The sequence below is a fragment of the Stenotrophomonas sp. P5_B8 genome, assembly GCF_054049855.1.
In genome coordinates, this window is record NZ_JBFULO010000513.1 from 1 (window position 1) to 2,374 (window position 2,374).

At 68.3% G+C, this 2,374-nt stretch carries 3 protein-coding genes; 1 reads left to right on the plus strand and 2 read right to left on the minus strand.

What is annotated here, in order from left to right:
* Positions 1-4: 4 nt before the first annotated feature.
* A complete protein-coding gene (locus ACXJKH_RS18755) occupies positions 5-550 on the minus strand; it encodes a GNAT family N-acetyltransferase (protein WP_038689569.1) in 546 nt (181 codons plus the stop codon).
* A 95-nt stretch (positions 551-645) separates the two neighbouring features.
* Positions 646-1,503, minus strand: coding sequence for a 23S rRNA (adenine(2030)-N(6))-methyltransferase RlmJ (locus ACXJKH_RS18760; RefSeq protein ID WP_457321630.1), 858 nt, complete (start codon positions 1,501-1,503; stop codon positions 646-648).
* Positions 1,504-1,548: 45 nt separating this feature from the next.
* On the opposite strand from ACXJKH_RS18760, the gene creB reads away from it, so the two are divergent.
* Entirely contained in the window at positions 1,549-2,238 is a 690-nt protein-coding gene (creB, locus tag ACXJKH_RS18765; protein ID WP_256776465.1) for a two-component system response regulator CreB, read from the plus strand.
* The last annotated feature ends 136 nt before the right edge of the window (positions 2,239-2,374 follow it).

A 2,374-nucleotide genomic window follows, 5' to 3' on the forward strand; every position in this document is an offset into this window, starting at 1 on the left:
GCCGTCAGCTATCGAGCTCTAAAACCATGCGCACCAGGCCAGGCGTGCCCTGCGGATGCGGCACCGGCTTGAAGCCCAGCGAAGCAGCCAGCTGCTTCATCGGCTCGTTCTCTTCGGCGACGTCGCCGTACAACCGGTCCAGGTACTTGCCACGCGCCCACTTGACCAGCTTGCGCATCAGCTGCCGGCCCAGGCCCTGGCCGACCAGGAACCGGCTGACCAGGATGGCGTACTCGGCCTCGCGGGTGCCCTGGATGATCGAGGCCCGCGCCACCGCTCCGACAACGGCTTCACCGGCGGGCAGGGACTCGGCCGCGACCAGGGTGATTTCGCTCTTGGGATTGGGGTGGGTCAGGCGCTGGGTGGTTTCCGGCGACAGCTCGGTCACCGACTGCAGGAAACGGTCACGGATCTCCTCCGGCCCGAACAGGCTGAAGGCGGCGTGCAGTGGTGCCCCGTCTTCGGGGCGGATCGGGCGGATCAGCAGCTCGTGGCCACTGGGTGCCTTGAAAATCTCGTGCCAGGGCGGCATGCGGTTACGGGTAGCCATACCGGTGATTCCTAGGTGGTCTTCGGATTCTCGCATCCCCGGGGGCGGGTTCCGTGAACGGAACGCTCACGCCGTTCAGGGAGGCGCAGGGGCGCTCATTCGGCCTGTTTGAGCCACTGCAGGCGCGTGCTGGCGCCGGCTTCGCCGAGGAACTGCTTCAGCACCGGCATTGCCGGGGCCAACGCCTGGTCAAACTGCCACGGCGGGTTGAGCAGCAGCATGCCGCTGCCGTTGAGCCGCAGCGGCGAATCGTCCGGGCGCACCAGCAGTTCCACGGTCAGCACCGACTTCACCGGCAGCGCGCAGGCCTTGCGCAGGAAATGCAGGATGGTGCGGCGCTGCTTGATCGGGAACCAGATCGCAAAGCTCGCCTGCGGCCAACGGCCCAGGATCTCGGTCACCGAGGCCAGGATGGCCTGGTACTCGGCGTCCTGTCCTTCGTAGGGCGGGTCGATCAGGACCAGCCCGCGGCCGATCTTCACGCCGTTGGCCTTGGGCGGCAGCAGCTTCCTGTTCTGGGCATAGCCATCGGCGTGGTACACGCCCACCCGGCTGTCATGGGCGAACAGCGCCTTCAGCGAGGCCACTTCGTCGTCCTGCACCTCGCAGACCGCCATGCGGTCCTGCTCGCGCAGGGTCTGGGCGGTCAGCAGCGGCGAGCCGGGGTAGCTGATCATCGCCCCGACCGGGTTGTCGGCCTGGACCGCCTTGAGGTAGCGCTCGACCACCGCCGGCAGCGAGGGCTGGGCCATCAGCCGCATCACCCCGTCCTCGGCTTCCAGCGTCTTGCGGCTTTCCTCGCTGGCCAGCAGGTAGCGGCCGGCGCCGCCGTGGGTGTCCAGCACGAAGAACGGGCTGTCCTTGCGCTTGAAGGTGTCGAGCAGGGCAAGCTGCACGATGTGCTTGAGCACATCGGMGTGGTTGCCGGCATGGAAGGCGTGGCGGTAATTCATCGGCGCAGTGTACGGGGCGGCGGGCCCAGCGGCTATGCTGCGCGCATGAACCGCCCCCTGCACAACGTCCTGGTCGTCGAAGACGAAACCGCCATCGCCGACACCGTGCTGTACGCGCTGCGCAGCGAGGGCTATGGCGCCCAGCACTGCCTGCTCGGCGGTGGCGCGCTGGAAGCGCTGCGCCAGCAGGCCTTCGACGTGGTGGTGCTGGACGTGGGGCTGCCGGACATGAGCGGGTTCGAGGTCTGCCGCAGCCTGCGCACCTTCAGCGAGGTGCCGGTGATCTTCCTGACCGCGCGCAACGACGAGTTCGACCGCGTGCTGGGCCTGGAGCTGGGCGCGGACGACTACATGGCCAAGCCGTTCTCGCCGCGCGAGCTGGTCGCCCGGGTGCGCGCGCGGTTGCGCCGTAGCGGTACGTCGGTCGAGCAGGGTGGGTGGCAACAGCACGGCCGCTTCGCCATCGACCGCGAGGGCCGCCGTATCCGCTTCGCCGAGCAGCCACTGGAGCTGACCCGCTACGAGTACGCGCTGATGGCCGCGCTGCTGCAGCGCCCTGGCGCCATCCTCAGCCGCGCGCAATTGATGGACCGGGGCTGGGACACCGACGCCGACAGCGCTGATCGCACGGTGGATACCCACGTCAAGACGCTGCGCGCCAAGCTGCGCGCCGCCGGTGCCGACCCTGATCCGATCCGCACCCACCGCGGGCTCGGCTACGCGCTGGAGGTCTGAGCGATGCGGCTTGGCCTCAAGCTGTTCCTCGGCTTCTTCCTGATCGTGGGCATCGCCGCGTTCTTCGTGATGCGCATCTTTGTCAACGAAGTGAAGCCCGGCGTTCGCCAGGCGATGGAGTCGACGTTGGTCGACG

Bases quoted from the DNA above. Each gene is read 5' to 3' on its own strand.
- creB (WP_256776465.1), top strand. From the start codon at position 1,549: ATGAACCGCCCCCTGCACAACGTCCTGGTCGTCGAAGACGAAACCGCC.
- ACXJKH_RS18755 (WP_038689569.1), bottom strand. From the start codon at position 550: ATGGCTACCCGTAACCGCATGCCGCCCTGGCACGAGATTTTCAAGGCA.